Raw genomic sequence first — 26,867 nt, forward strand, 5'->3', positions numbered from 1 at the left:
CGCACCCGCCGCTTCAGCAGCCCGCACGGCTCCCGGCTCCCCGCACGGCGCCGGCGATCTCACAGAAGGACTCACCCGCATGCCCGCGAAAGAGTACGGAATCTTCCTCCCCATCGGGAACGGCGGATGGATGCTGTCCACGACCGCGCCGCACCCCGAGGCGACCTACGCGTGGAACAAGCGCGCAGCCATCCACGCGGAGACCATCGGCCTCGACTTCGTCATGTCGATGGCGAAGTGGCGCGGCTTCGGCGGCAGCACCGACCACTGGGGCCGCTCGCTTGAGTCGATGACGATGATGGCGGCGCTCGCCGAGGCGACCAGCCGCGTCAAGATCTGGGCGACCCTGCACGCCAACGTCCACAACCCCGCCCTCGCGGCGAAGATGTACGCCACCCTCCAGGACATCTCCGGCGGCCGCGCCGGCATGAACATCGTCAACGGCTCCTACGCGGGCGAGTTCGAACAGTTCGGCGAGTGGGACCCGCAGCTCAGCCACGCGGACCGCTACCGGATGACGGAGCTGTGGACGGAGGCGGTCACCCGCCTGTGGACCGAGGACTCCGTCACCATGCGCACGCCGTACTTCGACCTGGTCGACTGCGAGTCCCGCCCGCATCCGGCCACCCGCCCGACCCTCATCAACGCGGGCAGGTCGGAGGACGCCCGGCGCTTCCAGGCCAAGTACGCCGACGGTGCCTTCCTCTCCGCCGAGAGCCTCGACGAGATGCGGATGCTCTCTGCGGACGTCCACGACCGGGCGAAGGCCCACGGCCGCGTCTGCAAGACCTACTCGATGCTCACCGTCGTCCAGGACGAGACCGACGAGCTGGCCGCCAAGAAGGTGAAGCAGTGGGGCGCGGGACTCGACCGCGAGGCCCTCGCCCACATGCGTCGCACCTGGGGCATCCCCGAGGACCAGGCCCGCGCGTGGGCCGACGGCGCGGACGGTGAGGCGGCGTTCCAGACGCCGTACGTCGCCGGATCGGCGCAGACGGTCACCGACCACATCGAGTACATCGTGCGCGAAGCCGACCTCGACGGACTCATGCTGATCTTCCCGGAGTACGACGAGGACATGCTGCTGTTCGGCGAGACCGTACTGCCCGCCCTGCGCGCCCGCGACGAGGTGGCAGCCTGATGCCCGGCCTGCGCGACACCCAACTCGCCCACCTCACCCGACCCGGCAGCAGGCCCGCGCTGGTCGTGGTCGACGTACAGCGCGACTTCGCCGATCCGGCCCGCCTCACGGAATACGGGATGACGGACGCCGCACTGGCTGCCCTCGACCAGGCGGTCACCCGCGTCGGTGACCTCGTCGACGCGGCACGCGCCGCCGAAGTGCCCGTCCTCTGGGTCGAGTTGGGCAGCGACCCGGCCCGTCCGTGGCGGGCGAGCAACTGGCTGCGCGGCGGCGACTACGACGCCCCCATGAGCCCGGCCGAACCGTGCGTCCTCGGTACGCCCGGAGCCGAGTGGTACCGCGTGCGCCCCGCCGAGAGCGAACCGCGCGTCGTCAAGCGCGGTTACAGCGGCTTCCTCGACACCGATCTCGCCGCCCGGCTCCACGAGGCCGGCTGCGACTGGCTCACCGTCGTGGGCCTGACGAGCGAGTGCTGCGTGTACGCCACGGCCCAGGACGCCCTGCAACTGGACTGGCCCGTGGTCGTTCCCCGGGACGCCACCGCCGCCTACGACCTCGACGTCAACGCCGCCGCCCTCGCCCAACTGGCACTCAACGTGGCCGTGCTCAGCGACGCCGACGAGGTCACCGAGATGTGGAAGAAGGCAGCGCGGTGACCGGCATGCACATCGGCTACGACCTCTCCTTCACCCACACCGAGGGTGCATGGGCCCGGCAGGGCTCCTGGGTCGGGCACGACTTCCCCGACGTACGCATGTACATGGAGCTGGCCCGGACTGCCGAGCGCGCCGGCGTGGACCTGCTGTTCTTCGGCGACGGAAGCGGCATCCCCAGCACCTGGCGGGGGAGCATCGAACCGGCCGTGGAGTGGGGCATCCAGTGGCCGCGCCACGACATGTCACCGGTCATCGCGGCGATGTCCACCGTGACCGAGAAAATCGGCTTCGGGCTGACGTACTCCTCGACGTTCATGCACCCCTTCTACGTCGCCCGGCTGCTCAACTCGCTCGACCACGTGACGGGCGGACGCATCGCCTTCAACGTCGTCGCCTCGACGCGCGGCGCGGACGCGGCGAACTACGGGTTCAACGAGCTGATGGAGCACGGTCTGCGCTACGAGCGGATGGAGGAGTTCATCAAGGTCTGCCGCGCGCTGTGGGACTCGGTGGCCCCCGACGCCATCGTGCGCGACCGGGACACGGGCCGGTTCGCCGACCCCGCCAAGGTGCACCCGATCGATCACGAAGGGCGCTTCTTCACCGTCAAGGGCCCGCTCGCGTCGGTGCCCAGTCCGCAGCACCACCCGCTCGTCGTGCAGGCCGGCAACTCGCCCCGTGGCATCACCGCGTCGGCACGGCTCGCCGATCTCGTCTTCGGTTTCGGCGGCAACCTCATGGCCCAGCACCGCCACCGCAAACTGCTCGACGAAGCACTCCTCGCCGAGGGACGCGACCCGGCCAGCGTGGGCATCCTCTGGGCCACGCAGGTCATCGTCGGCCGCACGACCGCCGAAGCCGAGGCACGCCGTGACGCGGTGCACGAGTTCTGGAGCGAGGAGGCCGTCGCCACCTACCTGTCGCACAACGCCGGCTACGACCTCTCGACGCTGCCGGAATCCTTCCGCCTGGCCGAGTTGCGCGACGACATCGTGGCGGCCAACGCGAGCCCGGCCGGCCTCGTCGGCTCGCTCATCGCCGAGTTCGGCGAGGACCACACGATGAGCCGCGACGAGTTCTTCGAGCACGGCCGCGAGCGGGCGACGGGTCTCGACCACGGCATCGTCGGCGCCCCCTCCGCCATCGCCGACGCACTGGAGGAGAACTTCGCCGCGACCGGATCGCGCGGCGGCTACATGTTCTCCAGCCCGCTGGCCATGCCCTCGGGCTTCGCCGAGATCAGCGAGCTGCTACTGCCGGAGCTGCGCCGCCGCGGTGCGCTCGCACCGGCCTACCCCGGCGCCACGCTGCGCGAGAACCTGGCGGTGTGACATGGCCACACCGAGCGAGCGACGCCACTGGCTCGCCCTCGGCAGCCTGTGCGCGGGGTTCTTCATGCTGCTGCTGGACAGCACGATCACCTCGGTCGCGCTGCCCGCACTGATCACCGGCCTGCACACCACCGAGACCCTCGCGATGTGGGTCAACAGCGGCTACCTCATCGCCTACGCCGTGCCCCTGATCATCGCGGGACGACTGGGCGACCGCTACGGACACCGGCGCGTCCACCTGGTCGGACTCGCCGCGTTCACCCTCGGGTCGCTGCTGTGCGCGCTGGCCCCCACCATCACGGCACTCATCGCCTGGCGGGTGGTCCAGGGCGTCGGCGCCGCGCTGATGACCCCGCAATGCCTCACCATCATCAAGGCGCTCTTCCAGCCGCCGCGCCTCGCCGTCGCGCTCGGCACCTGGGGCGCGGTCGGCGGCGCCGCGGTGGCCGTCGGGCCGCTGGCCGGCGGTCTGCTCGTCGCCGTCGGCGGCTGGCCCGCCGTGTTCTGGGTCAACGTCCCGGTCGGCATCGCCGCGATGGCCGCCGTGGCCGCCTTCGTACCGGCCTTCCCGCGCCAGAAGGCGGGCATCCCGGTGTGGGCCATCTGCGCGAACGCGACCGGCGTCGGCGCACTCGTCCTCGGCATCCAGGGCACGGACGCCGCGAGCACGGACGTGCTGGGTGTGCCCCGGTGGCTTCTCGCCGTGGCAGGCACGCTGGTCGTCGCGGCCGTCGTCCGGCTGCAGCGTCACGACGGGCAGCGCGCGCTCGTGCCCGTCGCGTTGCTCCGCAGCCGCGGGTTCGTCACCGCGTCCTGGGCCGGCGCCGCCGCTGCCTTCAGCGCCGGCTCGGCCATGATCCCCCTGATGCTCTACCTCCAGCAGAAGCGCGGGCTCGATCCCGGCGCGGCGGCACTCACCCTCGTACCGATGGGCGTGCTGTGCCTGCTCGGAGCACCCGTCTCGGCCCGGCTCAACAACGGCATCGGGCCCCGTGCGGTCGCCGTCATCGGCTCCCTCGCACTCGTCGTCTCCATCGGAGCCTCGGCGGCGCTCGTCGCGACGGACGCGCCGATCCCCGCGCTGACCGCCGCCTTCGCCGTGTACGGGGTGGCCAACTCGTTCGTCTGGTCGCCCCTGTCGATCGCGGCGGTGAGCTCGGTGGCGCCGGACGAGGTCGGGGCGGCGTCCGGAACCTTCAACGCCATGAAGCAACTCGGCGCCGTGCTGGGCAGCGCGGTCTGTGCTGTTCTGCTGGCCGGGTTCGGCTACGCGGCCACCCTCGGCGGCCTCGCCGCCGTCGGACTGCTCTGTCTTCTCGCGTCCGTGTTCCTCCGAGTCGACCGTCCCGGGGCCGGTTCTCCCGCGGTCTCCACCACCGCGCCCCCTCTACCCACAGGAGTCGCCTGATGAAAGCCGTCGCCGTCGTCGGAAACCCCAAGTCGGGCTCACGCACCCGCGATGCCGCCGAACGCCTCGCCGCAGCCCTCGGGCTCGACTGCGATGTCCTCGAAGTCACCTCCCTGGGAGCCGGCCTGCTCACCTGGGGCGACCCGGACGTCACTGCGGCCGTCGAGCGGGTCAGGTCCGCCGGCATCGTCATCGTGGCATCCCCCACCTACAAGGGGACCTACACCGGCCTGCTCAAGCTGTTCCTCGACCAGTTCCCCACAGATACCGGCCTCGCGGGCCAGGTGGCACTGCCCCTCATGCTCGGTGCCGGACCGGCGCACGCGCTCGCCCCCGAACTCACCCTCAAACCCGTGCTCGTGGAACTCGGTGCGACCTGTCCCGCACAGGGTCTCTACCAGCTCGACTCCACCTACACGACGGATGACTCACTCGCCCGCTGGGCCGGACAGTGGGGTCCGATCGTCCTTGACGCCGCGAAGACGGGAGCAGAGCGATGACCGCACTGAAGGGTTTCACCTCGGATCACGCCGAGGTCAAGCGGGCGTTCGCCGGATTCCCCTCCGGAGTCGCGGCCGTCTCGGCACGCGTCCATGGCGAACCCACCGTCATCGTCGTCTCGTCGTTCACCGTCGGAGTCTCGTTCAATCCGCCCATGGTGTCCTTCGCCGTGCAGCACACCTCGACGACCTGGCCGGTGCTGTCCCGCGCGCAGACGATCGGGGTCTCCGTCCTGGGAGAGGAGCACAGCGACAAGACCCGGCAACTCGCGTCCCCCAGCAAGGAGGGCCGGTTCGCCGGCGTGGAGACGGTCCAGGCGGAATCCGGCGCGATCTTCCTCGAAGGTGCGCCGGTCTGGCTGGAGTGCACCGTCGAGCACCGCTACCCGGCCGGCGATCACGACATCATCGTGCTGCGCGTGCTCACCATGCTGACGGACGACGACCACAATCCTCTCGTCTGGCACCGACAGGCACTGAAGATGCTGGACAGCTGACAGGACCTCGGCGGGCTGTTCCGGGCGCGGTGAGCGTCCGGAACAGCCCGCCGAGGCAGGAACCGGTGCCGCAGGGTCCCGGTCGGGGAGGGCCTCCCCAGCACCCGCCGACACTGTTTCGACGACTTGCCTCGCTCCGTACGCTGGGGAGCGTCCCACGGCTGGATCTCCAGCCGCTGGGCCTCGCGGGTGCGTTCGCGGACGATCTCGGTGCGACAGCGGGTGACGTCCCGCAGCCACGGGCCGTGTCGCCGCGGTTCCGCCCTCCGGGGGACGACAGCACGGTCAGGCGCTCCAGCTCCGCCTGAACCTGTGACAGTTCCATGCGCGGTAGCTCGACCCGCTCTTTCAGCAGCACCTGCCGCTCGGTGTTCTGCCGCGGTAGCCACTCCGGCATCGCCGAGGCCCCTCCCTGAGATGTCCATCAACCCACTTGGCGTTGGAAGAAGTTGCCCGGCAAGGGCTGACAACTGATCATCCAGCCAGAACAGGGTTTCGAGCTGCCGATCTTCCGGCCCCGTCTGAATCTCGACACGCCGTCGGCGCGCAGCCCGGGGCGACCGCCACCCACGCTGGGCGTGCTCACGGGAAGGGCCCCGTCTGTCCTGGTGCACGGCGGCCTGGAGGATGTCGTCGGCGGGAGACGTACATGCATGCCGTCGAGGGGTGACCGCACGCGACGGGCACGGCTACTTGTCGGCGCCGACCTTGGCGGTGTCCGACTCGACCTGCGGCGCCGTGGTGGTGCGGGAGTGCAGGACCTTGCGGGCCTGTTCGGTGTCGAAGTCGTTCTCCCACTTGCCGATCACGATGGCGGCGACGGCGTTGCCGAGGACGTTGATGAAGACGCGGCCCTCGTTGAGGATGCGGTCGATGCCCACGATCAGGGAGAGGGCGGCGAGCGGGATGTGGCCGACCGCGGTGACGGTGCTGGCGAGGACGATGAACGCGCCGCCCGCGATCCCGGCGGTGCCCTTGCTGGTGAGCATCATGACGCCGACCATGATCAGCTGCTGCTGCCAGGACAGGTCGATGCCCATGGCTTGGGCCAGGAAGAGGGAGGCCATCGTGAGGTAGACCGCGGAGCCGTCCAGGTTGAAGGAGAACCCGGAGGGGATGACGATGCCGACCACGGGCCGGCCGATGCCGAGGATCTCCAGTTTGCGTACCAGCTGGGGCAGTACGGCCTCGCTGGAACAGGTGCTGAGGGCGACGAGCAGTTCTGCCTTGAGGAAGCGGATGAGGCCGAACAGGCTCAGGTGGCAGGCCCGCATGATGGCGCCGAGGACGACCAGGACGTAGACGACGCAGGTCGCGGTGAACAGGATGATGAGGTAGCCGAGCTGTTTGAGGCTCTCGGCGCCGTAGGTGGCGACCACGGTGGCCAGGGCGCCGAAGGTACCCAAGGGCGCGAGCCGCATCACCCAGCCCACGATGCGGAAGACGACGTCCGACAGCGCCTTGATGCCGCGGGTCAGCGGTGCCCCTTCTTCGCCGGCCATGTTCAGGGCCGCACCGAAGACGATCGAGACCATCAGCGCGGACAGGATCGCGTCCCCGGTGATCGCGCCCAGTAGGGAGGCGGGGATGAGGGAGGAGATGAAGCCGGTGAAGGTGGCGTGCTCGGTGGCGGTCTTGGGCACGTCGTCGGCGTTCAGTGACGAGGGGCCGACGTGCAGGCCGGAGCCGGGCTGGAAGATGTTGGCGACGACCAGCCCGATCAGCATGGACACCAGGGACAGCACCAGGAAGTAGCCGATCGCCTTCACACCGATCCGGCCGGCCTTGCGCAGGTTGTCCATGGAGGCGATGCCGGTGGTGACCACGCAGAAGACGACCGGGATCACGATCATCTTGACCAGGGCGATGAACCAGTCGTTGAGCGGTTTCAGGTCCTCACCCAGCCCGGGTGCGAGGATGCCGACGGCGATGCCGAGGACGGCGGCCAGGACGACCTGGAACCACAGCTCCCGTATGAGACGGCTCAGCCGTGACCGCTGCGGACGGCCGGCGACGGTGGTGGCGCTTGTCATCGTTGGTGCTCCTTTGCACGACGATCGTGTGTGGCCCTGTCCCGTGGGGGTGCGGGGGGACGCGACACGGCCCGGGCGTCCCCGCTCTCGTGTGTGGCGCCCGTATTCGGCGGCGTCGGCCGACGGCGCCCGCCCGGTGGCGGGCGCGTCCGCGGTGGGGTGGCGGTCAGCTGTGCAGGGCGCGCAGCACCTTGTAGAAGGCGGCCTTGCTCTCGAAGCCGATGCCGGGGGTGTCGGTCAGGCCGACGCGGCTCTTCTCGACGGCGGCGTCGTCGGCGAAGCCGCCGGTGGGCTGGAACTCGCCCGGGTAGGACTCGTTGCCGCCGAGCTTGAGGGCGGCTGCGATGTGCAGGGAGAACTGGTGCCCGCCGTGCGGGATGCAGCGCCTCGATGACCAGCCGTGCTGACGGAGCATGTCCTGGATGCGCAGGTACTCCACCAGACCGTAGGAGAGCGCGGGGTCGACCTGGATGGTGTCGCGGTCGGGGCGCAGGCCGCCGTAGCGGATCAGGTTGCGGGCGTCCTGGAGGGAGAAGAGGTTCTCGCCGGTGGCGATGGGGCCGGTGTAGTGCTCGGCGACGGTGGCGTTGAGGTGGTAGTCGAGCGGGTCGCCGATCTCCTCGTACCAGAACAGCCCGTAGGGCTCGATGGCCCGCCCGTACTCCAGGGCCGTGGTGAGGTCGAAGCGGCCGTTGACGTCGACGGCCAGCCGGGAGCCGTCGCCGTCCAGGACGTCGATGACGGCCTCGATACGGCGCAGGTCCTCCGCCAGGTCGGCGCCGCCGATCTTCATCTTGACGACGTCGTAGCCCAGGTCGAGGAAGCCGCGCATCTCGTCCTGAAGGTCGGTGAGGGTCTTGCCCGGGGCGTAGTAGCCGCCGGCGGCGTAGACGAAGACGGAGTCGTCGGGCTGCCCGTCGCCGTAGCGCTCGGACAGATACCGGTACAGCGGCTTGTCCTCGATCTTGGAGGCCAGGTCGAACAGGGCCATGTCCACCACGCCGACCGCGACCGAGCGCTCGCCGTGCCCGCCGGGCTTCTCGTTGGTCATCATCACGTCCCACGCCTTGGCGTGGTCCAGGCCGCCCTGCTCGTCAAGCAGGCTGCCGGGCTCGGCCTCCAGGAGGCGGGGCAGGACCCGGCGGCGCAGGATCTCGCCGGCGCTGTAGCGGCCGTTGGAGTTGAAGCCGTAGCCCACCACGGGCCTGCCGTCTCGGATGACGTCGCTTTCGATCGCCACGATCGAACAGTCCATGGAGCTGAAGTCGATCCAGGCGTTGCGGATGGAGGAGCTGATCGGGATGACGCCCTCGTAGACGTTGGTGATCTTCACTGCGGAGCCTTTCTCATATCTTATAAGATGCAACTCCTGTTAGAGTGAGCTGGTCCGCTGCGGGATGTCAAGGGACGGGGAAGCTCCGGAAAGGAATGGTCAGGGGGCTATGGCAGGGCAGAACCTGTTCTTCAGCAAGAGCGACCTCGCCTACGCAGAACTCCGCGATCGGATCCTCTCCGGCACCCTTCCTGCCGGGTCACGGCTCGCCCAGTACGACCTCGCCGAGTCCCTCAACATGAGCATCACGCCCCTGCGCGAGGCCATCCGCCGCCTCAGCAGCGAGGGACTGGTCACCGTCGAAACCCACCGCGACGTCCGGGTCTCCGTCATGAACTCGAACGAAGCCCGCCAGCTGTTCGAGGTCCGCCTGTCCCTGGACCCGACCGCCGCCGAACTCGCCGCCCAGCGACGGACCGACGACGACATCGCCACCATGCAGGCCGCCGTCGACAAGCTCCTCCCCGTCACCCGCCAGTGGGGGGAAGAAGCGCTCACGGCCCACCGTGCCTTCCACCAGGCGCTGTACCGGGCCTCGCACAACGACGTCCTCATCCGTCTCCTGGACGACCTGTGGGACAAGTCCGACCGCTACCGCCGCCTCGGCCTCGAACTCCCGCCCGGCGACGAACCCCGCACCCGCGACCTACAGGAACACCACCAACTCGTCTCCCTCATCGTGGACGGCCGCGCCGCCGAAGCCGCCCAGCTGATGCGAGGCCACATCACCCACAGCCTCACCGCCATCGCCATCAGCGCCCTCGAAGACCGCGAGGGCCTTCGCGCGAAGTGACGCGCGGCGACCGGCTCCGTCGGGGTGCATGAGGGGAGAGGACTGGGAGTGCGTGAGCTGGAGCATTTCCTGGCAGTCGTTGACCCCGGCGGCTTCAACCGTGCCTTCGCCCTGCACGTCTCGCAGCCGCGCCTGACGCTTCTCACGGATGTACTCGGCCAGGTCATCGAAGTTGGGTGGAGAAGGGGGTACGGTTCAGGAGCGTGAGATCTGGGTTTCGGTCCGGCACGACGGCGACCGCGCTGCAATCAACTGCTGCTCTGCTGCATTGAACGGAATGCATCGCCGAACGCGGTCACGCGCAGGCCTTCTGCCACCCTCGGTGGGCGCGCATAGGTGTCCCATGTTTCGGTGAAGCGGGCGTGCCGCGAGAGCGCTTGGACGGTCTTCGGATCATGCTGGCCTGGTCCGCCGAGTGTGGTGGTGTAAAACACCTTGAGATCGTGGAAACGGGTGCCTTCAGGAAGGCCGGCCCATGCAACAACCCGTCGCCACTTCTCGTTGAAGTCACTACTCTGAACAGGCCTTCCGTATCGGTTCGTCACGATGAGGTCTTCGTCCATGGGCTCGACGTGCCGCCGAGTCCGACGCTTGCGCGCGGCGGATTGAGTGACGGGTTCCGGCTCGCTGAGGTGAGCCACGTGGGTAGCCAACCGCTCGATCAGGAAATGATCCACAGGCAGTGTCGCGTAACTGGCATTGGTTTTGAGCGGTACGGCTTTGCCGCGCTGGCGCTGCTCTTGAACGTACAGGAGATCCTCCTGCCAGCCGACGCGTGTCCGTGTCAGACCCAGAGCCTCGCCGGCACGCAGTCCTGCGCACGCGCCGAGCCACACCAGGACTTCGTAGCGCGGCTCGATCGTCCGCATGGCAAGGGCTGCTGCGGCCACCTGCTCGGGGGTGAGGGCGTCCCCCCTGTCGTCGCTGATCTCGGGAAGCTCGATGCGGGACACGATGTTTGCGGGCAGCGGAATGTCTTCGTCCATCATGTAGTGGATGAGAATGCGCCAGGTTTTGAAAATCTGGACAATTGTGCGAGGGGATCTGAGGTTGGGTTTTTCTAGCAGATGATCCACGAAGGCCATCGAGTCGCGACGCCGTAGCGATTCCGGTATGCGATTGCCTGCGAACGGCAGGATGTGATTGTGAAGATGACTCTCGTACGTATTGATCGTATTCGCTCTCTTTTCCTTCTTCCGCTTTCGGTCGATCATCTGCGCGCCGAAGAAGGCTACTCGCGCACTGTGTGCTGGTTGGTTCCCTCTCGTCATGGACGCGGCCTCGGAGGTCAGCTCGGCGAGGCGGTCGAGGGCTTCCTGCCATGTATCGAACGACTCTCTGCGCTCTTTTCCGAGGTGATCGACGTGGCGAGTCTGCCAGCGGAGTCCCCGTCCGTGATCTGTGGACGGGTAAAGGGGGCGGTTTTTGGTCCCGCACTTACAGGGGGTATCACCCCGGTCAGGTTTCGGATATGACTTGTGCCATCGGTCGAATGGCAAAATCGGTCTGGCCATATGTTCTCGTTCGTTGCTTGTGGGCTAGCGACCTCGCTGCCGCGCCGTGGGCTATCCGTTTGCCGGGCAGGTCGTACGAGTGATTGGTTTTCGTAGCCGCCGGGCTGTTCGTGTGTGCTCACGTGGAGGATTTCCAGCCCAGAGCCTGATTATGCACAGCTGTTCATGGCCTGAGGGAAGTCGTACCGGTCGAGTCGCTGTGTGCCAGCACGCGAACCGTCACCAGACCCCCGACTCCTGTCCCTCGGTATGCAGATCCGACGGCTCCGGGAAGAGCGGGGCTACAGCTTGGAAGAACTCGCAGAGCGCAGTGGAATGAGCTTTCGCGGCCTCATCTACATTGAGCACGGCCAGCGCAGCCCCAGTGTGCTCACGCTCTTGGATATTGCAGCTGGACTCGACGTGCAGCCAGGAGAACTCGTTAACCACATCACACGGGAAGAATCCGGAAAATCCGAGCCCCGGTAATGCGGGTCGGCGATCAAACGATCGTGTTTTTTCCAAGGCTGTGATGAGTCCGTAGGATCTGCTGATCGGGCCCCACGCAGGAGGTGCGCACGAACCCGTAAAGGCGCTCACTCCGCGCGGTGTCGACGCGCCCTGTGCGTAGGAGGCGCCTGCTGTGACATCTACCAGTCGTGAGGGTCCATCTCCCCCTTCCGGCTGTGCCGCAATGACGGTCGCGCACTGCTGTCTGGAGTTGGCGACCTGACGTGTCCATTTCCAGCCAAGGGGAGGGATTCTACTAACGAGGCACGAGTGCCGCGATGAATCGTATGATGCGTCAGAACCGCATGCGGGTGGGGCACTTGAGGCGGTTTACAACCGCCTGTGTCGTCGAGGGCGCGGGCCTCATCGCTCGGGGGATGTCGATGTACCTTGCCTGTCTGTATGCGGAGAACTTCCGGATCTTCGGCGCGGTGCCGCAGAAGGACAGCGACAAGGACGCCAGCCTGAGCCTGGACTTCGGTCCCGCCACGAACGTCCTCGTCGGCGAGAACGACAGCGGCAAGACGGCCATCATCGATGCGATCCGCCTGTGCCTGCTGACGACCGCGGCCGACTTCTACCGCATCACGCGCGACGACTTCCACGTCGGACCGGACGGCCGCGCGGGCACCTTCAAGATCACCTGCGGGTTCAAGGACCTCACGACGGCGGAGCAAGCCGTCTTCCTTGAGTTGCTGACCACGGACGATGAGGGCAACGTCGCCCTCTACGTCACCGTCAAGGCAGAGTTGATGGACCCGCTGCGGCCCCACCGCGTCGCGGTGACCACGCGCACCGGCCGCGATGGGCAGGGACCCGCCCTGGACGGTGCCGCACGTGAACTGCTGAAAGCCACCTACCTGCGTCCGTTGCGGGATGCCGAGGCGGAGCTGCGCTCCGGCCGGGGATCACGGCTGTCGCAAATCCTGGCCGGTTACCCGGCCATGCGCGAGCAAGGTGAGGATGACTTCGACGAGGAGAGCGGCAGCGCCTCCACCCTGGTCGGCATCCTGCGCCGCGCGGAACGGCACATCAGCGACAACAAGGCCGTAAAGACGGCCCGGGACGACATCAACACCGGTTACCTGCAGAAGTTCTCCATCGGGTCCGACGTCCTGCGCGGTGAGATCGGCGTTGCGGGTGATGCCACGCTCGCCCGTGCGCTGGAGCGGCTGGAGCTCACGCTGTTCGCGGGTACAGGGGAGTGGACCCGGCATGGTCTGGGTTACAACAATGCCCTGTTCATGGCGGCCGAACTGCTCCTGCTCGGCAACAGCGCCTTCGCGCCCCTGCTGCTGATCGAGGAACCCGAAGCCCACCTCCACCCGCAGCTCCAGACCCGCATCATGGATCTCCTGCGGGATCGCGCCGAGACCGCGAACACAGCGGAGACGCCGCCGGTCCAGGTCATCCTCACTACCCACAGCCCCAACCTGGCCTCGGCCATTCCGGTCGAACACCTCACCCTCGTCGCCCGCGGATCCACCTTCCGCCTGGCACCGGGCCTGACCCAGCTCGATGAGGGCGACTACGCCTTCCTCACCCGCTTCCTCGACGTGACCAAGGCCAACCTGTTCTTCGCCCGCAGCGTTGCCATCGTCGAAGGCGACGCCGAAGCCATCGTCCTGCCCGCCCTCGCACAGGCGGTCGGCCGGTCCTTCAGCGAATGCGGCGTCAGCGTCGTCAACGTCGGCGGCGTCGGTCTCTTCCGCTACAGCCGGATCTTCCAGCGCGGCGGCGAGCAGATACCGGTCGCCGTCGCCTGCATCCGGGACCGGGACCTGGTTCCCGCCGGTACCTCCGCGGAGATGCGCAAGAAGCTGAAGTGCTCGGCGGAGATGACCAAGCAGCAGATCGACGAGCACGTCGCCGCGCTGACGGCCGAGGACAGCGGCCATGTACGCACCTTCGTCTCCGACCACTGGACGTTGGAGTACGACCTGGCCGCCGCCTCCTGGACCATGGCGACCCTGATGCACCAGGCCGTTCGTGCCGCTGTCGCCTCCAAGACCACCTGGCCCACCGCGGACAGACTCGCCGACCTGGACCGCTTGGCGCAGGAGGAGGTCAAAAAGTGGCGCGAGGGCAACGTTCCCCTGGAAAAGGCGGCCCTGGACATTTACGAGCCGCTGCGCATGGGCCGGGGCAGTAAGCCGATCGCCGCCCACCACGCGGCCAGGCTCCTGCAGACCACCTCCGTGACCGAGGACGATCTGCCGCCCTACCTCGTAGCCGCCTTCACGTACCTGTGCAGCGAGGTCTGAGCCATGACGAACCTCTACGCGCCGGACGCCTTCATCAAGGACAAGGTCGAGGCCCTTGCCCAGCAACTCGGCCTCGACCTGCCGCACCAGGAACAGTGGAACTTCATCCAGAGCGCGGAATCCCTGGACCTTCAGGCGGCTCCCGGCTCGGGCAAGACCAGCCTGATCGGTCTCAAGCTCGCCCTCCTGGGCCAGGCCTGGGCCTCTCCCACACGCGGCATCTGCGTCCTGTCTCACACCAACACGGCCAAGGACGAGATCACCCACCGCCTCACGGCCACACCGGCGGGACGCCGCCTGCTGCAGTACCCGCACTTCATCGGCACGATCCAGGCCTTCACCAACACCTTCCTCGCCCTGCCGGCCCTACGGTCCCGGGGCATCGAAGTCCAGACCGTCGACGACCAAGCCTATGCGGACGAGGCTCTCCGGCTGCTCGAACGCCATCCCCGGTTCCGGAAACTCAACACCGCACTCGGGCACCGCACGAACGGCCCCGCACTCGTCGCTGAGGCCCGCTACGTCTGCGACGCCGGAGACCTGGTCGCGACAGGACCTGACGGCACCCCGCCCTTCAAAGCATCCAGCGACAGCGGCCAACAGTTCGCCGCGCTCAAGGAAGTGCTCACCGAGCGAGGCGTCTTCCGCTACCACGACATGTTCGCCCTCGCCGAGCACCACCTCTTCCAGCACCCCCAGCTCGCGCTGGCCGCCGCCCACCGCTTCCCCTTCGTCCTCCTGGACGAAATGCAGGACACCAGCGACCTCCAGCAACGCCTGCTCGACAAGGTCTTCGGCCCGCCGGGCGCGGTCGTTCAGCGCGTGGGTGACGTCAACCAGCGCATCTTCACCGACGCACCGGATGCCGCCCAGCCCTCGTCGTTCCCCCTGCCGCAGGCCGCTCAACTGCCCGTCAGCCGCCGGTTCGGCAGCAAGATCGCAGCACTCGCCAGCGATCTCACGGTCCACCGCCGCCAACGCATCGACGGCGCCGGCCATGAGGGGACCGTGGCCCTCCTGCTCTTCGACGACGACACCGTCGCCGAGGTCGTACCGGCCTTCGAACGGATGGCAGCCGCCACGGTCCCCCGCCAGTTGCTGCTGGACAACCCGCCCCGCGTCCTGGGCGCCCGCCTCACGCGGGGAAGCGCCAAGGCCTTTCCGCAGTCCCTCTCCTGCTACGTACCCGGCTTCACCAGCACGCCGGTCCAGACAACCGGCAGTCTCATCACGACGACACGCGCCGCCCAGGCCCAGCGGCAATCCGGCGACAACCACGCAGCGATCACACTCCTGTGGAACGCAATCCGTGACGTAGCCCGACTCGCCAGTTCCGGCGGCCTGCCCCCGCTGAGGCGACTGGACCGGGACCCGGCCACCGCCGGAGGCAGGGCACGCCTGCTCCTGCACGATCTGCTGACGAGCCCCCTCGACAGCCACGTCGAATGGGCGGTCCTCACCGCCCGGCTTCTGCGGCTGCTGCCCGACCTGACCCAGAGCCCCCTGAAGGGTGTCGCCCGTCTCGCAGATCCCCTCGCTCACATCCCCTACATCGCCCAGCCAGTCGCCGTGCTTGAGACGCCGGCTGATGCGGATCAGGGTGTGGTGGCGTCGGTTGCGGGATCGATCCAGAGCGCCAAGGGCGAAACTCATGCGGCCACACTCATCCTCGAATGCCTGGAACGCAGCGGCAAGAAGCACGACGTACACGAGGTCCTCGGACTCCTGAGCCGACAACAGGACGCCTCCAAGGCCCTGCTCACGGTCCAGCGCGCGGCACAACTCGTCTTCGTGGGCGCCACCCGCCCCACTCACCTGCTCGCCTTCGCCGCGCACCGCACACGAGCCGAACCGCATATCGAGGCGATCACGGCCCGCGGCTGGTCCGTCCACGACATCCACTCGCTCAAGGCGATGCCGATCTAGCCACAGGGGGCTCGGGCGTATCCGCAAGGCGCGGGCGCCGGATCCTCCTCGGTGATGCGGGTGGGCAGGGCGCCGCCGGGAACCCGGAGTTCTCGGAGCATCAGAAGCACCTTGGGCGCCTTCAGCTCTGTCATCCTCAGGGGTATATAGAGGGATGAAGGGCTCATACAGGCGTAGTTCAACCTGTTCTGTATTTGCGCCATTCTTGTCGACTGCTGCGGCCCGGTGAGGCAATCCCGGCTGGCCTATGCATTTCGAACTGGTTAACGCTTGCTGGATGAGACCTGGGCCTGCTGGTGGACAGGCCAGCAGTATCCGGCCATTGGGTATGACGCGGTGTTTGACCGTGCAAAGTCGGATTTCAGACGCTTCCGCGAGCTTTGGTTGCTGTCGGTCCGGTACGTCTCGCACGCTGTCCCAGGCCTACTCCAGGCGTGAAGATCGGGGGATCATGAGCCAAGAGCTGGACGTGATGGTGCTGGCCACGCACGGGGCGCAGGTACTCATCACAGAGATGCTCACCGGCGGCTGGCAGCTGCTGCGCGAGAAGATTGCGCGTTTCCTGCGCAGGGACGGCCAGGAGACGTCAAGCCGTCAGCTGGAGATGCTGGACGAGATCGAGCGAAGCCTGCCTGAGGCGTCCGAAGCAGACCGGGAAGCGATCCAGGAACGTCTGGTGCGGCAGTTTGCCGCCTACCTCGACCGCTTCCCCGAGATGGCCGACGAACTGCGTGAGCTGCTGCCGACCCAGGACGAAGCCTCTTCACCTGCGTCCACGATGGCCGCGTACAACAACACGAACAGCCAGATCCTGCAGTCCCTCGGCGACATCGATGCTGGAGACGGAGGCATCAACTACGGCGTTCCCTCAAGGAAGGGGGAGCGCTGAGGTGACCGTTGCCGCTGCGAGCGCCGAGAGAAACGGTGGCGTGCCCGCTCACCAGCTCAGCGCCGCCGATATCTCGGACTCCGTCCTGTACATGGCCGGGCGGGACATCAACCTCCACACGCGTCAGACGCTGAGCACGGTCCCCGTCTCCCGCGATGAACTGGCAGCGGTCAGGCGTGCCTGGGCGAAACGTGACCGGCAAGGGGACCTCCTTGCGACGGCTCCCGCGGTGCTGGAGTTCCTGAAGCAGGAGGAACCGGTCGTGGTGATTGCCGGAGCACGCGGCATGGGTAAGACCGCTGCTGCGGTCAAGGCGCTCACTGATTACGGCCGTGACCACGTCGCCGAGCAGGCAGGGGCGCCGTGGGTCCTGGAGCACGTCCTGCCGGACTGGGAGCAGCCGGGTGAGGGGCTCTTGCCGGCTAAGCGCCGCCGCGGCTACATCCTCGACGTCTCCGAGGAGATCGACGGGTGGGCTGACCCCGTGGCCGTGGCCAAGAAGATCGTCGGTCACGGCGACGCTCTGCTGAAAAAGGGCTCGCGCCTGATTGTCATCGCCAGCCAGGACGGCTGGCCCGCCAGCCAGACCCCGGGGCTTGGCCGCATCGTTGTTCGTGCCACGGCCGCGCCGTCGGGCAGGGAGATCGTTCAGACCCATCTCGCCCGTCTGTACCCGTCGGTGGCTGAGCGGGCCTGGCTGACGGCAAACGCTGACGACCAGGGCCACGTTCTGACCGACCTGTTGGGCGTCGATATGTATCCAAGCGACGCTGCGGCCCTGGCGTTGGAACTGAGCAGAATCGACGACTCTCCCCATGCGGTGGAGACGGCGCGTGCCGCCGCCACACACTGGCGGGACGTCGTCAAGAAGGTGTTCACCGCCACCCGCGAGAACGCAGATGACCGAGCGTTGCTGCTGGCAGCCATCGCGCTCGAAGGCCTCGCGCCGCCCGACGTTCTCGCGGCGTCCCGCCTGCTGCTGAAGGAGAAGACCTCCAAGAGCGTCCGCCAGATCCTTACCGGACCCGACCTGGTGACACGTCTGGAGGAAGTCGAAGCGCGTGTCGCTTCCGGCAAGGTCTCCTTCGCGCACAAGCCTGGATACCCCAACGCAGTTCTCGGCTATGTCTGGCGTCAACTGAGCGACGTGCAGAAACCTCTGCTGGCCTGGGTGAAGCTCCTCACCAAACACGGTGCACTCGGGTTCAGCCGGCTCTCCCAGATCGCTGACCTCCTCGTGCAACTCGCGACCGACGAACAGGATCTCGGCCCACTCGACGTCGCCCGGGCCTGGGCGACGTCCGGAGACCAGGCCGGCCGCGAGGCGGCGGCGTCGATGCTCGCCACGGCCGCGGCCGACCCCACTTTGGGGACCGTGACCCGCGCCAGACTGCGGGACTGGGCCCAGCAGGATGTGGACCCGGCACGGGTTACGGCCGTGGTCTGCCAGGGCAGTTTCGCCGCCATCTATCCCCGTCAGGCGCTCACATGCCTCCGCCACATCATGGGACGCCCCATCGTGGATGAAGCCGTCGCCGACGGTGAGAAGGCCCTGCGGGCCATGGCCGAGGACGACTTTCTGCTGCCACAGGTATGGGAGGCGATCACCGGCTGGATCGAAGGCAAAGCGAAGCCAGCCGGATGCCGGGCCTTTCTCGCGCTCCTCGACCCAAAGGCCGCACCGTCCACCGTCACCCTCCTGCTGAACGACGCCTTGGCGCACCCTGAGACCGCCGACGAACTGGTCACCGGCTGGTGCGCCTGCCTGGCTGATCCCGCCCTGGCCGATCGCTGCGAACGGCTGCTTGAGAAGTGGGCCGAAGCAGTGGCCGACCACGATCTCGCCGACGACGCAGTCGTCCACGTTCTCGACCGAGTCGTCGATGAGCACATGGTCACCGGGCCGATGGCCGCATTCCTGCTCGGCAAGGAAGGCGTCGCCTACAACTCACCCGCCATCATCGCCATGCGCGAACGACTCATGCTTCGCCGCCACGAGCGCCGAAACCACACCCCTCATGCAGGAGACGAGGGGGCTGCCGCCCTATGACGTACCGATCGGCACGATCGCGGCGGCGTGCTCTCAGGCGCGGCATCACCGAGTTCCCCGCCGTCTTGTCGAGCCTGCGCCCAGGCATTCGCTTCACCACGACCATCACCGCTTACCCCGAGGCCGGCCCATCCGGTGCCTACGACCCCGATGCGCTCGCGGACCAGGTCCGCCTCGCCCTGCGGGCAGCGGCAGCGGACGCGGTACGGCACATGGACCCACGGGACCTGCCAGCAGCCCAGGATGCATGTGCGCGAAGCCTGCGGCGATCACGCCGCATCGACACAGAATCCGGTCTTGAGGTGAGAGCCGAGTGCCGTCTCACGCTCGCATCTGACGATGATGAGGCGGTCCGGGCACTGCTTGAGGCCAGCAGGAAGCAGGGCATTCAGGAAGCCCTGACACGCCAACGCAACCGGGCCCTTGTACGCGAACTCGCGCACCCAGCGGGGGTCTTTGCCTGGTGGCTGCAGCAGGCAGCGCAGCCGGCGGCCGGACTGCCGGATCCCCCGAGCGATGAGGTCCTGCGCCAGACAGCCGATCGCCTGCGGAACTACCCCCTTGACGATGAGGAGCCCTTCGAGGCCCAACTGCTCGAAGTTCTGCGGGACTTCCTCACCACCTTCTCCCGCAACGAGCAGAAACGCATGCTGCTCAGCCTCCTCGCCGACGGCATGCGGGCTGCTCGGCAACCCGAACACGCTGTGGCCATCGAAGTCATCGCCGCTCAGAACGGAACGGGATCACGCGGTCCCGGAAGCCCATGACCACGTTACTGAGGTGCATCCTGGCGCCCCTCACCAGCTGCAGCGCCCTCCGCCTGATGTGGACCAGCCCTGACAAGCCGTCCTTCGACGTCGCTTGGCGGCAAGCACGTATCCGGCGGCACCCGGATGAGGCCCCCTTCCGGCAACACGGTCACGGCACCCCCGGTGCTCGGCGTCCCTCGGCTGCAGACGATCGGCACACTCAGAGCAGGGACTGATGCTGTTCACGCAAGCGGCAATGAAGAGGCCGCTGGCAGCCTCACCGCGTCGAGGTGCCCGAGGAGAGCTGTTCGTCGTCAGATTGCCTGCCGGCGGCCAGCAGATTTCATTTCCCCGCTCGCGGCCACTTCAGCTCCCCACCGTGGCCACTTCCCTTCCCCGCTGGCGGCCACTTCGAGTACGCAGCGTGAGGTCAACCTCGGCGGCGCTCGCCCCACCACGGCAGGATCGGGGGCAGATCGCTGAGCCCGCGGGCCGGCCGCCTCGGCATCGGCGACTCCCCGTCGTCCCCGTCCCAGCGGCGTGCGTACTGGTCCGGGAGGCTGCCCCAGCCCCAGTAGGGAACCGGGAGGTCGGGCACCTCGCCGAGTTCGTCGAGGGGATCGATGCGCTTGTCCGCCACCGTGCACAGGTTGGCCCAGTCATCACCCATGTCGAAGACATAGGCGAACCGCTCGCCGGCCTGCAGCCTGCTCAACTTGGTCGCATGGCCGTCCACGGTGCCGTCCGGGGCCTCGTCGTCCCACCAGTCCAGGGGGCTGACCCGGGCGCCGTCGGACAACGTGAACAGGTGCAGATGGGCCAGATCCCAGCGGCCGAAAGCGAGATCGATGGCCGTGGCGAACTGGGCGAAGGAATGCGAAGGCGCGCCGGCAAAGACCCGGCCGGGGCGAGGCCACAGGTCCGCACCGTGCCCAGAGACCAACTCCACCCGGATGGACAGCCAGGTACGTGCCACGATCAAAACCCCTTCATGCGCCAGATCCACGAGCCAGCACCGAGGCTACTGAGTGTGACTGACCCATAGGGAAACACGCTGCACGTACGCGGGGAATTTCCAACCGGCAGCTGACAAGCTCGGGCGTGGTCTTGCCGAAGGGGCACGCTGCAGTGGCGTCGCGTGGGAGGGCGAGCACCGAATCGGGACCTTGGCCAAGAGGGCAGTCTCCCTTTACGCCGGTCCGGCAGCAGCCGATTGGTTCCTGAGGTTCACACGGCATCGTTGCCGATCTTCACCCGTGGGATGCCACGTGGCGAACCCGTCCGCTGGCCTGCCGGGCTCCTGGCCTCCATCTGTGCTGGCAGCTCCACGGCGAGGACTGTCAGTGGCGAGTGATACACATATCACTCGCCATCGTGAATCAGACGGGTAGAATTGATTCAGAAGGAGGTGCTACGTGGATCTTGAGCTTGTGGGGGAGCGGATCCGCCGTGAGCGTGAACGCGCTGGGTTCAGCCAGCGCGACCTCGCCGCTCGCGCTCACCTCTCCCAGCCAACCTTGACACGCATCGAAAGTGGCGCCCGCGCCAACGTGACGCTCGCTGAGCTGGATCGCCTCGCAGTTGCCCTGGACGTTCCGGTGCGGCTGTTGACCAGCGGAGATCCTGTACGCAGCAGAGTGCGCATCGCGGCCAGGGTCAACGACGTGGTGACCGAGGAGCGTGAGGAGGCCCTGCGGCACACCCTGGAAGTGCTTGAGCTGGATGCTCGTCTGGACAAGCTAGGGCCCGCGGCCACCCAGCAGCGCAAGCCGGATGGCTTTTTGCCCGTGCCGGATGAGCGCCTGCCGCGGGAGCAGCAGGCGAAGGAACTGGCGCAGTGCGTTCGGGTGGCTCTCAACCTCGGCAGTGCGCCCATCGCTGACGTGGATGAGCTGATCGAGCAACTCACCGGCGTAGACACAGCAGTGCTGCAGCTGCCCAGGACGACGGACGGATTCACCGCCACAGATCCAGAGCGTGAGACCACACTCATCGCTGTGCGTGCCTGCGACGTCCCAGAACGTCAGCGGTTCAGTTTCGCTCACGAGCTTGGGCACCTGCTGTGGAACGACGGTGCCCAAGTGCACGAGCTGGATGACGGGCGAACGCCCGGGGAGCGGCGGTGTGATGCCTTCGCCCGCCACCTCTTGGCGCCGGAGGAAGGAATTAACACATGGCTATCCGCCGCTAGGCTGTCTGAAAAGGGCAGTATAAACGAGCGTACGGTAGCGCTCCTGGCCCGCCACTTCCGAGTCAGCTTCGTCGTGATTCTGATCCAGCTTGAATTGATGTCGCTGATCACGGAAATCCAGAAGAAGGAACTTCGCGGGCCGACCGGCGCCCAGCTGGCGCAGCGGTATGGCTGGGGGCCGGCATACAAGCAAGAACAGCAGGCTGCCGAAGCGGTAAGGGCTCCTCGGCGTATCCTGGAGCGCGCGGTCGAAGCATACCGTCGGAATATGATTGGAGTCCGCGCTCTGGCTATGCTTGAAGGGCGTCGTCCGGAAGAGGTCGAAGCCGGACTCAGGGAAGCTGGCATAGTTCCCAGCCCTCCGAGTCCAAAGCGCGCTAATCTCTCGCGGTTGGTCGCCCGCGGCTTGGCGAAGGACTAGTAGAGTAGTCCAGACGGAGGCGTCGAAGGGGTGGGGCTTGCCCGAGGAGCGGATAGAGGCATCCGGTGAGGACGCTTCACTGGAGCAACAGGAACCGGTCTGCATTCTGGACGCGGTCATCTGCGTGCACTTCGTCGGCGCAAACCTCCAGCGCCTCCTGGTGGACGTCCTGCAGAAGGCCGACCTCGTGCTCCTCGTGCCACAAGAAGTCTGCGACGAAGTCGCACGCAAAGACCGGAAGTACAAGGGGATCAAGCTCAGATGGGCCCGCTTCACGAACAGTGACTGCGTCAGGGTGCTGCCGGCGCTCCAAGCCCAGTCAGCACCCGACCGCGTGGTTGAGGTCTTCGTGGAAGTGCGAGGTCGTCAACTCGAAGATGCCCTGCGGGAGTCGAAGGATCTCGGCGAAGCAGTCGTCGTAGCCCACGGAGTGCACTACCAGGACCAGGGTCACGAGGTCCTGGTCGCCATCGATGACCAGGGCGGCCAGGCCCTCGCGGCAGACCGCGATCTCCAGATCATCACCGTCGAGGATGTTCTGGAAATGGCTGTCGAATTCGGAAAATTCCCCACCGAGGGTGACCTCAAGAAGATCTACGAAAAGCTTCGTAAATTCGGCGACGGGCTGCCACCCTACGGGTACACGTCACTGTCCGTCCGTTTCAAGGAATGGCTGGCCCGTAAGTCGGAGGGGTAGTGGCAGGCCCGGTTCCACTCCGTTACTCGCCTTCATCGCATCAACGAAGCAATTACTCCGTCCCCATTATCTCATGTGTGCGCCGGACAAGTGACAGATGATTGGCTCAACTGAGGGCCAGGGCAATTCGCCCAATGCCTCCCGATTCCGGTGGCGCTCAGCACTCGTGGGAAGCGACCTGCCAGCCCTGTGACCCTCGGTGGGATCCAGGTTGTCAGTGGGCGTCAGTACGATCTCGGGAGACGAGCCACATGCCCTTCGTGATCAAGGAGCATGCGGACGGCCGACACTGCAGTACCGCGTTTCGGTAAAGGGCAGGACATGACTTTCGACACGAGGTTGATTCAGACAGCAGTCCTGGGTGATCCCGACTCAGACGAGCCGGTGATCTGTCCAGAGGACCCGATCGAACTGGACATCTTCAAGGAGGAGACGCAAGGGGCCACATTCTGGTGCAGCCCCTTGTTGGGGGGATGCGGCCGGCAGCTGGGGACACGGAGATGCGTTACCCGCGCGTCCCACTTCTTCCATCTTCACGATCCGGAGGGTGTGCAGTCTGATTGCACCCGGCGTACACGGGGCGGAGGTATCGGCAGCGCCGATCACCTCTTCGTCAAGAGCGCGATGCAGAGGATGTTCCACCGCCAGGGACTGGAGCCGCGGTACCGGTTCGTAAGCCTTGATGACGCACCGGTCGGCTCGGTGGTGGACATCGAGCTCAACGGCCACAAACTACGCGTTCACATGAACAAGGACGTCCCTATCGATTGGAAAGCGGTCGGGACTGGTGAACTCATCCTGGGGCCCGGAGTCCAGATCAGCGACGACCTGCTGCAGGTGCTGCGGTATGTCAACCGCGTGAAGTTCAGGAGCGAGGGCCGTCGACGGATCATGGTCATCGGTACACAAGTCGCAGGGGAAGCCACGACCTGGGGCATCGATCCATCAGACTGCAAAATCGCAGATGACGGCTGGCTCGTGACACCCGTCGTGGAACGAGTCTGGAACACCGAGGGCCACGACCCCGCACGGCTGCAGGACGTGTGCAGGAGAGCAGGCGATGAAACGGCATCCGAAGCTTCGCCGCAGATCGGGGAGCTGATCCGCCTGATCAAGTTGGACATGCATGCCGGGCTGACAGGCTCAGTCCAGAGCCTGTGTGCACAGGCCGAGCAAGAGATCAGTAGATGTCGGGGTACAGCCCTCAGCCGGCTGAGCGCGGTGCTAGCGGAGGCCCATGACTGGCACAACGGACAGGACCGTGATCGGCAACGCCTCTTCACCCTCCTCGGCAAGGCTCAGCGAAACCGCGACGTTACCCAGACACGCGCTCTGGTCGCCCGGGCAGAAAAGCTCCTCAAGCGGGGCACGCCAGCCTCACAGGCAGAAAAGGAACTCCTGGCGTCCGCGCGGCGAATGATGGCGACACCTGCTCCGGTGCCAACGCCCAGGCCTCCCACTCCGTCTCACACGGTCAACATTCAGCCGCAACCCCAGCCCGAGCACCAGGCGCCGGCAGACCGTTCACGGCAAAAGCAGCGGGCTGAGCGCGAAGACCTGACGAAAGCCAAGGAAATTATCGTTCGTCTGCGCAACAGGAGACTGTCTGACAAAGAACGGCTGGACCTCCTTACCCGACTGGTCTCGTTGGAGGAGACCGTCGGCCACCGTTTCTCCGTCCGCGAGCGACATGACGTACAGCGCTGGAAGAGGAGGTTTCCCTCCCTGCGCGATAGTGCCGCAGCGACAGTCGTTACTGACAGTGATGTACCGGGGGTCGCTGCCATGTCCGAGTGATGGTGCACCTACTCCGGGAGAATTCGCCCTTCCCTGTTCTCCGGAGCGAGGTAAAGAGCGATGCCCGTCATGAAACTTCTGTCTCTCGCGGTTTGAGGTCGGGCGGGTAGCATTTGCGCGGAGCCAGGTGTCGAGGGCGAGGGCGACGATGTCTCCGTGCGGTACGCCCGTAGCGGCGGATCCGGCGCTGGAGCTGGAGGACTTCGGGGACGGCGTGGTTGAACTGTCCGCGTTTGGTGTGCCGGTTTGCTCCAAGAGTCACTGATGGGCGCCGGGGTGAGTACGGAGCGCGGGCGTAAAGACCACTGCCGTGTTGCTCAGTCACCGCGCGCAGCCAGCTTCGGGGGGTTGCGCAGTGTCCGCCGGCCCCAGACGCTGTCCTAGCTGGACATACCTCGGACCGCAGGGGAGACGCCTTGGAAGAAAAAGAAGAAAGAGGCAGTGGCCGCGGAACGGCGAGTGCCCCTTTAAGTCTGCTGCCAATGTAGCACGGACTCTGCTAGATGAGCAGGGCGCAGTGTGGTGATCGGCTAGGGTGCTGCGATGGCATCGCCCCCTGCTTCGGAGCCCTACGCCCGGCACGTGTTAGCCCGGATGGCGGACTACTTCACTGACGAAGGCACGCCATGGGCGCGTCGGCTGTGGGACATAGGATCCGTGCTGGCTCTGGAAGAGCTGTGGGAGGCGGGCTACTGGCAGGCCCACGGGGTGCTCTCACAGACCGCCTGTGACTGGCAACGTAATGAGCTCAACGCCTTGATCGGTCCCGATCGAGGCCTTGGCGACAGGGAGCTGCGTAAGGAGCTCACCGAGCTGCTGAAAAAGCCGCTGCCGGATCCGAGCCCCACCCGCCGCCGACTCAAGGAGATCATCGGCCACGTGCGGGCCGGCTACCTGGAACGCTGGGCAGCCGCCGTAAATGTTCCCGTCGAGGAGCGCGTCAAGCCGGAGCGCTACTCCCGCACTGTCGCCTCTCACCTCCTGGACTTGGGATATAGCGCCAGCCACCTGAAGGCATGGGCGAACGATCTTTATCAGGCTCGCGCAACCACGGCAGACATCGCAGACAGCTCCGCAGAACTCGCCAGGACCCCGGCCAGCATGTTCGAGGTGCTGGTGGTGCTGGAGAAGGTGCCCCGGCGGGAGCTGGCAGAGCCGCTTGAGAACTGGCTGGACAAAGGCAAGGTCGTGAGCTGGTTGCGCGAGCAGGGCCACGACACATCGGGTGTCCGCCCCGGAGGCGGGTTCATCTACCAGGTCCAGGCCCGCGACCCCTTCAGCGCCGCCGAGCAGGCACGGCAGCTGGTGGAGCGCATGACCGCACGCGCCCAGTTCCTGCGCAGGGACCGGGGCGGTGTAGAGCCTCTCCCGTTCATCTGGGTCGCACGCCACGCGAAGCCTGTCCCGCTCGAACCCCCGGCTCGGGGCGCGGATGTCCTGACCCTGGTCAACGAGGGACACCTCTACCGAATCGCAAGCCAGCGCAGCCGGATCGATGATGCGCTGGAGCTCGCGGCCGCGGTCAACCGTGGTCCGATGGCTCCGGCTGTCGCCGGGGCCTGGGCCGCTGTGGAATCGCTGCTTTCGCATCCGGACGATCCCAAGGAGAACGAGCGCTCGGGCAAAGCGGTGGCAGCCGACCGGATGGCGGCTATCATCGCCTGCTCTTGGCCCCGCGCCGAGCTCACCGCCCTCGCACACCGACACAAGCCCCGGGAAGCAGATGACCTCACCCGCGCAATCGCGGCCTGCACGACGAATCAGGAACGCGCCAGGCTGGTAGCCGAGGCATTGCGTACCAAAGGAGCCGGGGCACTTGACTTCACCCGGACGCCCACCAAATACTCCGACAATCCCGCTGCCCAGCGCATGGCCGACCTGGTCCAAGACCCCCGACCAGTTCTGAACGACGTCGCGGGAGCCTTTCGGATCGCGCTGCGACGCCTGTACCGCACCCGGAACATCATCCTGCACGGCGGTGCCACCCAGGGCGTGGCGCTAGAGGCGTCGCTTCGCACAGCCGCGCCGCTCGTAGGCGCAGGCCTGGACCGTATCGTGCACGCCGCGTACGCCGAGGACCTCCCCCCTCTAGACCTTGCGGCCCGGGCCGAGGTCGCCCTCCAGCTCGTCAACGGCGAAACCAGACTCTCCGTAGTCGATCTGCTGGAACCTGTCTGAACATACT

21 protein-coding genes and 1 pseudogene are annotated in these 26,867 nt (G+C 66.8%); 18 read left to right on the forward strand and 4 right to left on the reverse strand.

What is annotated here, in order from left to right; genetic code table 11:
• Positions 1-79 precede the first annotated feature (79 nt).
• From ACZ4UV_RS45035 to ACZ4UV_RS45060, 6 genes are read left to right on the forward strand one after another with little or no spacing between them, the layout of a single operon-like run.
• The gene (locus ACZ4UV_RS45035; RefSeq protein ID WP_365411815.1) at positions 80-1,141 is read left to right on the forward strand and encodes an LLM class flavin-dependent oxidoreductase; all 1,062 of its coding nucleotides are present in this window, start codon (positions 80-82) and stop codon (positions 1,139-1,141) included.
• The gene (locus ACZ4UV_RS45040; RefSeq protein WP_467846654.1) at positions 1,141-1,800 is read left to right on the forward strand and encodes a cysteine hydrolase family protein; all 660 of its coding nucleotides are present in this window, start codon (positions 1,141-1,143) and stop codon (positions 1,798-1,800) included. Before ACZ4UV_RS45035 ends, ACZ4UV_RS45040 begins: the two co-directional genes overlap by 1 nt.
• 5 nt (positions 1,801-1,805) lie before the next feature.
• Positions 1,806-3,131: an NtaA/DmoA family FMN-dependent monooxygenase gene (locus tag ACZ4UV_RS45045; RefSeq protein WP_467847441.1), complete on the forward strand. Its 1,326-nt coding sequence runs from the start codon at positions 1,806-1,808 to the stop codon at positions 3,129-3,131.
• Position 3,132: 1 nt separating this feature from the next.
• A complete protein-coding gene (locus tag ACZ4UV_RS45050; protein WP_467846657.1) occupies positions 3,133-4,539 on the forward strand; it encodes an MFS transporter in 1,407 nt (468 codons plus the stop codon).
• A complete protein-coding gene (locus ACZ4UV_RS45055) occupies positions 4,539-5,039 on the forward strand; it encodes an NAD(P)H-dependent oxidoreductase (protein ID WP_467846660.1) in 501 nt (166 codons plus the stop codon). Before ACZ4UV_RS45050 ends, ACZ4UV_RS45055 begins: the two co-directional genes overlap by 1 nt.
• Positions 5,036-5,536: a flavin reductase family protein gene (locus tag ACZ4UV_RS45060; protein WP_467846662.1), complete on the forward strand. Its 501-nt coding sequence runs from the start codon at positions 5,036-5,038 to the stop codon at positions 5,534-5,536. Before ACZ4UV_RS45055 ends, ACZ4UV_RS45060 begins: the two co-directional genes overlap by 4 nt.
• Positions 5,537-6,225: 689 nt before the next feature.
• Here ACZ4UV_RS45060 and ACZ4UV_RS45065 read toward each other — a convergent pair.
• Together ACZ4UV_RS45065 and ACZ4UV_RS45070 are read right to left on the reverse strand one after the other, a co-directional pair.
• Positions 6,226-7,569 (reverse strand): cation:dicarboxylate symporter family transporter, encoded by a 1,344-nt coding sequence (locus ACZ4UV_RS45065; protein WP_467846669.1) that lies wholly within the window; start codon positions 7,567-7,569, stop codon positions 6,226-6,228.
• Positions 7,570-7,735: 166 nt separating this feature from the next.
• Entirely contained in the window at positions 7,736-8,902 is a 1,167-nt protein-coding gene (locus tag ACZ4UV_RS45070) for a mandelate racemase/muconate lactonizing enzyme family protein (protein WP_467846672.1), read from the reverse strand.
• A 109-nt stretch (positions 8,903-9,011) separates the two neighbouring features.
• On the opposite strand from ACZ4UV_RS45070, the gene ACZ4UV_RS45075 reads away from it, so the two are divergent.
• Both ACZ4UV_RS45075 and ACZ4UV_RS45080 read left to right on the forward strand, forming a co-directional pair.
• Positions 9,012-9,695: a GntR family transcriptional regulator gene (locus ACZ4UV_RS45075; RefSeq protein WP_467846676.1), complete on the forward strand. Its 684-nt coding sequence runs from the start codon at positions 9,012-9,014 to the stop codon at positions 9,693-9,695.
• A gap of 42 nt (positions 9,696-9,737) precedes the next feature.
• Positions 9,738-9,833 (forward strand): annotated as a pseudogene (locus ACZ4UV_RS45080) (LysR family transcriptional regulator); the annotation flags it as partial.
• 110 nt (positions 9,834-9,943) lie between these two features.
• Here ACZ4UV_RS45080 and ACZ4UV_RS45085 read toward each other — a convergent pair.
• Positions 9,944-11,209: a tyrosine-type recombinase/integrase gene (locus ACZ4UV_RS45085; RefSeq protein WP_467846680.1), complete on the reverse strand. Its 1,266-nt coding sequence runs from the start codon at positions 11,207-11,209 to the stop codon at positions 9,944-9,946.
• A gap of 249 nt (positions 11,210-11,458) precedes the next feature.
• Here ACZ4UV_RS45085 and ACZ4UV_RS45090 point away from each other — a divergent pair, with 249 nt between their 5' ends.
• The 6 genes from ACZ4UV_RS45090 (at position 11,459) to ACZ4UV_RS45115 (ending at position 19,594) form a co-directional block, all read left to right on the forward strand.
• Positions 11,459-11,677 (forward strand): helix-turn-helix domain-containing protein, encoded by a 219-nt coding sequence (locus tag ACZ4UV_RS45090; protein ID WP_232646711.1) that lies wholly within the window; start codon positions 11,459-11,461, stop codon positions 11,675-11,677.
• A 308-nt stretch (positions 11,678-11,985) separates the two neighbouring features.
• Positions 11,986-13,962, forward strand: a complete 1,977-nt coding sequence (locus tag ACZ4UV_RS45095) for an ATP-dependent nuclease (protein ID WP_467846683.1) — start codon at positions 11,986-11,988, stop codon at positions 13,960-13,962.
• 3 nt (positions 13,963-13,965) lie between these two features.
• The gene (locus tag ACZ4UV_RS45100; RefSeq protein WP_467846686.1) at positions 13,966-15,888 is read left to right on the forward strand and encodes a UvrD-helicase domain-containing protein; all 1,923 of its coding nucleotides are present in this window, start codon (positions 13,966-13,968) and stop codon (positions 15,886-15,888) included.
• Positions 15,889-16,339: 451 nt separating this feature from the next.
• Complete coding sequence (locus ACZ4UV_RS45105) at positions 16,340-16,777, forward strand: hypothetical protein (RefSeq protein ID WP_467846690.1); 438 nt, start codon at positions 16,340-16,342, stop codon at positions 16,775-16,777.
• A gap of 1 nt (position 16,778) precedes the next feature.
• On the forward strand, positions 16,779-18,827 hold the full coding sequence (locus tag ACZ4UV_RS45110) for a hypothetical protein (protein ID WP_467846695.1): 2,049 nt from the start codon (positions 16,779-16,781) through the stop codon (positions 18,825-18,827).
• Positions 18,824-19,594, forward strand: coding sequence for a hypothetical protein (locus ACZ4UV_RS45115; protein WP_232646717.1), 771 nt, complete (start codon positions 18,824-18,826; stop codon positions 19,592-19,594). The genes ACZ4UV_RS45110 and ACZ4UV_RS45115 overlap by 4 nt, the downstream gene beginning before the upstream one ends.
• 412 nt (positions 19,595-20,006) lie before the next feature.
• On the opposite strand, the gene ACZ4UV_RS45120 is transcribed toward ACZ4UV_RS45115, so the two are convergent.
• On the reverse strand, positions 20,007-20,552 hold the full coding sequence (locus ACZ4UV_RS45120) for an IS1096 element passenger TnpR family protein (RefSeq protein WP_467846705.1): 546 nt from the start codon (positions 20,550-20,552) through the stop codon (positions 20,007-20,009).
• 439 nt (positions 20,553-20,991) lie between these two features.
• On the opposite strand from ACZ4UV_RS45120, the gene ACZ4UV_RS45125 reads away from it, so the two are divergent.
• The 4 genes from ACZ4UV_RS45125 (at position 20,992) to ACZ4UV_RS45140 (ending at position 26,860) form a co-directional block, all read left to right on the forward strand.
• Positions 20,992-22,188: a helix-turn-helix domain-containing protein gene (locus ACZ4UV_RS45125; RefSeq protein WP_467846711.1), complete on the forward strand. Its 1,197-nt coding sequence runs from the start codon at positions 20,992-20,994 to the stop codon at positions 22,186-22,188.
• Between the two features lie 37 nt (positions 22,189-22,225).
• Positions 22,226-22,885 (forward strand): PIN domain-containing protein, encoded by a 660-nt coding sequence (locus ACZ4UV_RS45130; protein WP_232646720.1) that lies wholly within the window; start codon positions 22,226-22,228, stop codon positions 22,883-22,885.
• Between the two features lie 321 nt (positions 22,886-23,206).
• Positions 23,207-24,682, forward strand: coding sequence for a hypothetical protein (locus ACZ4UV_RS45135; protein ID WP_467846713.1), 1,476 nt, complete (start codon positions 23,207-23,209; stop codon positions 24,680-24,682).
• A 594-nt stretch (positions 24,683-25,276) separates the two neighbouring features.
• Complete coding sequence (locus ACZ4UV_RS45140; protein ID WP_467846716.1) at positions 25,277-26,860, forward strand: hypothetical protein; 1,584 nt, start codon at positions 25,277-25,279, stop codon at positions 26,858-26,860.
• Positions 26,861-26,867: the final 7 nt, after the last annotated feature.

This window comes from Streptomyces sp. NPDC028289, assembly GCF_055565975.1.